Here is a 3,892-nt window from a genome sequence, read left to right as displayed (position 1 = left end):
GGGCGACCTCACTGGATCCGGTCTCGTAGTCGTGCTTGTACAGCGCCGTCTGCATCGGGGCCGGTTGCGTGCCGCTGGAGCCGACGAACCCGCCGTCGACGCCGACGGCATAGCCGAACCGGTGCCGGCCGCCCAGCAGGTTCTCGTTGATCCGGGGGAACTCCTGCGGGCGGTCGTCGCAGCGCTCGCTGCTCACGGCGCCGGTCGTCAGGTTGATGGCCCAGCGATCCAGCGCGGGAATGCTTTCGCCGGGGCCACGCCGGTCCCGGTCGAACATCCGCGAGTAGCGCACCACGTCGAGCACCAGGACTTCAGACCCGTTCCGCATCTCCGAGTAGGCGTTGAGCGGGTGGTAGACGTAGCACGGTTCGATGTCGAACCAGCGCGTGTCGCGGTCGGTGCCCTCGCGAGGCATGACCCCGATGCGGGCCGGATAGTCGGCGTTCCACGCATACGGAAGCTGGTTGGCCGGACGCTCGTCGCGGTTGGCCATCGCTGCGATGGGCCCCGGAATCCGCACCCGCCCGACCACCGACTCCATCACCAGCTGCGCGGGCCGCCGCATCCAGCGCGGCATCGTCTTCGGCAGCATCTGCATCGGGTCGAAGGTCACCGGCAGGTCGTAGATCACCACGTATTTGTCGGTCAGGGAGAAGTCGTGCATCATCGGCGATCCCGAGACCTTGATGTCGACCGTCTTGCGAGCCCGGCCGTTGGTGTCGATCACCGAGTACTGCACGGTTCGCCCGCGGGCGAACGAGTAGGACACCGCGTGCAGCTCACCGGTGCGCGGGTCCCGGTGCGGGTGGGCGGTGTAGCCGCCGGCCAGGGTTCCGTCGAAGTCGCAGGGGCCGACGGTGTCGAGTTGATCGGTGAGTTCGTAGTTGGCCACTCCCCCTTCGACGAGGGCCAGCGTCTTGCCGGCGTGGGCCAGCACACTGGTGTTGGCTCCCAGGGACTGCATTCCGGCACTCAGGTTGCGCGTGGCGGCGGGCGGCTCACCAAGTGCCCTACGCACGTGCGCGCTGCGGACCCAACGGTTGCGATACCAGCAGGCCTTACCTTCTTTCAGGGCTACGCCGTGCACCATGCCGTCGCCGGTGAACCAGTGGTAGGTGGCCGGGTCGACCTCTGCGACCGGGTTGGGCCCGTTGCGCAGATAGCGTCCGTCGAGGTGCTCCGGGATGCTCCCGGTGACGGGCAGGTCGGTGGCGGTCAGCTCGGTGCGCACCGGCGCCAGGAAGCCTTCCAAGTACGGGTTCCCGACTTCGGCGGTGTGCACGGATGTCATGTCTGAGCTCCTATAACATTGTTATTTCAGCGTTATTGGAACCGTACGCCCCCAATGAGAAGATGACAAGGATGACTTCGGAAGCCCAGCCCAGCGTGCGCAGCGTTCGTGACGAACTGCTGCATGCCGCCGTCGGGCTGCTCAACGATCAAGGGCCTGACGCCCTGCAGACGCGCAAGGTGGCCAGCGCCGCGGGAACCTCGACGATGGCGGTGTACACCCACTTCGGCGGGATGCGCGCGCTGATCGCCGAGGTTGCCCGGGAGGGGTTGCGGCAGTTCGACGCAGCGCTGACCATGCCGGTGACCGATGACCCGGTTGCGGACTTGATCGTCCTCGCGGCCGCCTACCGGCGCTACGCCTTCGAGCGGCCACACATGTATCGGCTGATGTTCGGCAGCACCAGCGCGCACGGCATCAACGTGCCGGCGGGCAACGTGTTGAGCCTTACGGTCGACGAGATCGAACAGCACATTCCCAGCTTCGCGCACGTGGTGCGCACGGTGCAGCGGTCGATGCAGGCGGGGCGCATCACCGTCGGCTCGGCAACCGACGATGCGGCCGTCATTGCCACAGCGGCCCAGTTCTGGGCGTTGGTACACGGGTTCGCGATGCTCGAGCTGGCCGGCTTCTACGGCAACGACGGCAGGGCCGTCGCGGCGGTGCTTGGCGCGATGATCACGAACTTGTTTGTAGCCCTGGGAGATTCAGCCGAGCTGGTCGAGCAGTCGAAGCGGTCGGCCCGGTCTGGGTGACGTGGGGGCACCTCCCGCTTGCGGGGGAACACAAAAACACCCGACGCCGGGGCGTGCGGGTGCTTTGCGTCTGCTCGGCAGGCTTACTTGACGGTGACGCTGGCGCCGGCCGCCTCGAGCTTGGCCTTGGCCTCGTCGGCGGCTTCCTTGGCGACCTTCTCCAGCAGCGGCTTGGGCGCGCTGTCGACCAGGTCCTTGGCCTCCTTGAGGCCCAGGCCGGAGACGATCTCGCGGACAACCTTGATGACGCCGATCTTCTTTTCACCGGCGGCCTCGAGGATGACGTCGAACTCGGACTGCTCCTCGGCGGCCTCGGCGGGCGCGCCACCGCCGGCGGGGCCGGCAGCAGCCACGGCGACCGGGGCGGCCGCGGTGACCTCGAAGGTGTCCTCGAACTTCTTGACGAAGTCCGAGAGCTCCAACAGGGTCATTTCCTTGAACGCGTCGAGCAGTTCGTCGCTAGAGAGCTTTGGCATGGTGTGGGTCCTTCCTGATCTTTCGGGGTTTAGGCGGTTTCTGGGGTGCTGGTGTTATTCGGCTGAAGCCGATTCGGGAGCCGGAGTTTCGGCGGGTGCCTCCTCGGCGGGGGCCTCATCGGCGGGGGCCGGCGCTTCGGCCGGTGCTTCGGCCGGAGCGTCTGAGGCCTTCTTTTCCTGCAGTGCGGCCAGGAGCCGGGCCATCTGCGACGCGGGCGCATTGAACAGGCCGGCCGCCTTGGCGAGGTTGCCCTTCATCGCGCCGGCGAGCTTAGCCAGCAACACCTCGCGCGACTCGAGGTCGGCGATGCGCTCGACTTCGGCGACGGTCAGCGCGTGGCCGTCCATGTAGCCGCCCTTGATGACCAGCGCCTTGTGGTCCTTGGCGAAGGTCTTGATCGCCTTGGCGGCGTCGACGGGTTCGCCGGTGACGAACGCGATCGCCGTCGGGCCGGCGAACAGCTCGTCGAGACCCTCGATGCCGGCCTCGGACGCCGCCCGCTTGATGAGCGTGTTCTTCGCGACGGCGTAGGTGGCCGACTCGCCCAGCGACCTGCGCAGCTCGGCCAGATTCGCCACGGTCAAACCGCGGTATTCCGTGATGACGGTCGCCGTCGAGTCCCTGAACTGCTCCGCGATGTCTGCAACGGCGGTGGCCTTGTCAGCCCTGGCCATGCATACCTCCTGAACTGTTTGTCGTCTACGACCACCTCGGAACGCCCGAGAATGAAGTACGCCCCGGCGCAGGAAGCGGCCGGGGCGTTGGGATGCGTCGGCGCGGGCGCCGACGGTAATGCCTCGTCCTCCTGCGTGGGCCGCCGGGATGTTCCCGGACCTTCAACCGATTTCTCGGTGACCGACGGTCTTTGGTGGATCGGCAACCACAATAGCGCGACCCGTTCGATCAGCCAAAACGGTGGTGCCGAGCAGACGCGCTAGTAACTGAGCCCGACCAGCCGGGCCGCGCCGACCAGCCCGGCGGCACCGCCGAGCCCGGCGGGCACCACCCGCAGGCCGGACAGAAAGCTCAGCGCGGCGTAGTCGCCCAGCGCCGCGCGCAGCGGGTCGAAGAGCAAGCCACCCGACTTGGCCACTCCCCCACCGACGACGACGAGGTCCAGATCGCACACCGCGGCCACCGAGGCGATCGTCGCCGCCAGGGCCGCGGCGCCGCGCCGAAACGCCGCCACTGCCACCGCATCACCGGCCGCCGCCGCGTCGGCAAGCTCCCTGGCGCCGGCACCGGCCGGCGCGGACCAGCCGTGGGCCCGCGCCCAGCGCGCCATCGACGGGCCCGACGCGACCGTCTCGACACAGCCGCGGCCGCCGCACCTGCAGGGATCGCCATCCGGTTCGACCACCACGTGGCC

General features: G+C 68.2%; 6 protein-coding genes. 2 read left to right on the top strand and 4 right to left on the bottom strand.

All coding sequences use genetic code 11. The annotated features are described in order from the left end of the window. The coding region (locus VML93_RS20720) for a carotenoid oxygenase family protein (protein ID WP_325613564.1) at positions 1-1,291 on the bottom strand (1,291 nt) is incomplete at its 3' end. Positions 1,292-1,362: 71 nt separating this feature from the next. Between VML93_RS20720 and VML93_RS20715 the strand changes: the two genes are divergently transcribed. Further along, complete coding sequence (locus VML93_RS20715; protein WP_325613562.1) at positions 1,363-2,046, top strand: TetR/AcrR family transcriptional regulator; 684 nt, start codon at positions 1,363-1,365, stop codon at positions 2,044-2,046. Positions 2,047-2,129: 83 nt separating this feature from the next. Here the strand turns inward: VML93_RS20715 and rplL are convergent, their stop codons facing one another. Together rplL and rplJ are read right to left on the bottom strand one after the other, a co-directional pair. Further along, a complete protein-coding gene (gene rplL / locus VML93_RS20710) occupies positions 2,130-2,522 on the bottom strand; it encodes a 50S ribosomal protein L7/L12 (protein WP_325613560.1) in 393 nt (130 codons plus the stop codon). Positions 2,523-2,576: 54 nt separating this feature from the next. Continuing rightward, positions 2,577-3,197 carry a 50S ribosomal protein L10 gene (gene rplJ / locus VML93_RS20705; RefSeq protein WP_325613558.1) on the bottom strand — a complete coding sequence of 207 codons (621 nt, stop codon included), beginning with the start codon at positions 3,195-3,197 and terminating at the stop codon, positions 2,577-2,579. Positions 3,198-3,248: 51 nt separating this feature from the next. Here rplJ and VML93_RS20700 point away from each other — a divergent pair, with 51 nt between their 5' ends. Next, positions 3,249-3,461 carry a hypothetical protein gene (locus tag VML93_RS20700; RefSeq protein ID WP_325613557.1) on the top strand — a complete coding sequence of 71 codons (213 nt, stop codon included), beginning with the start codon at positions 3,249-3,251 and terminating at the stop codon, positions 3,459-3,461. Here the strand turns inward: VML93_RS20700 and VML93_RS20695 are convergent. Beyond that, positions 3,458-3,892, bottom strand: a 435-nt coding sequence (locus tag VML93_RS20695) for an ROK family protein (protein WP_325613556.1), incomplete at its 5' end; no start/stop codon positions are given. The two genes, VML93_RS20700 and VML93_RS20695, sit on opposite strands and share 4 nt — an antisense overlap.

The sequence above is a fragment of the Mycobacterium sp. genome, from assembly GCF_035499775.1.
Taxonomy (GTDB): Bacteria; Actinomycetota; Actinomycetes; order Mycobacteriales; family Mycobacteriaceae; genus Mycobacterium.
The sequence above is the reverse complement of the archived record's forward strand: the minus strand, read 5'-3'. Positions and strand labels throughout refer to the sequence as shown.

Excerpts from the sequence above, each read along its gene's own strand:
- VML93_RS20715 (WP_325613562.1), top strand. The coding sequence starts at position 1,363 with ATGACTTCGGAAGCCCAGCCCAGCGTGCGCAGCGTTCGTGACGAACTG.
- rplL (WP_325613560.1), bottom strand. The coding sequence starts at position 2,522 with ATGCCAAAGCTCTCTAGCGACGAACTGCTCGACGCGTTCAAGGAAATG.
- rplJ (WP_325613558.1), bottom strand. The coding sequence starts at position 3,197 with ATGGCCAGGGCTGACAAGGCCACCGCCGTTGCAGACATCGCGGAGCAG.
- VML93_RS20700 (WP_325613557.1), top strand. The coding sequence starts at position 3,249 with ATGAAGTACGCCCCGGCGCAGGAAGCGGCCGGGGCGTTGGGATGCGTC.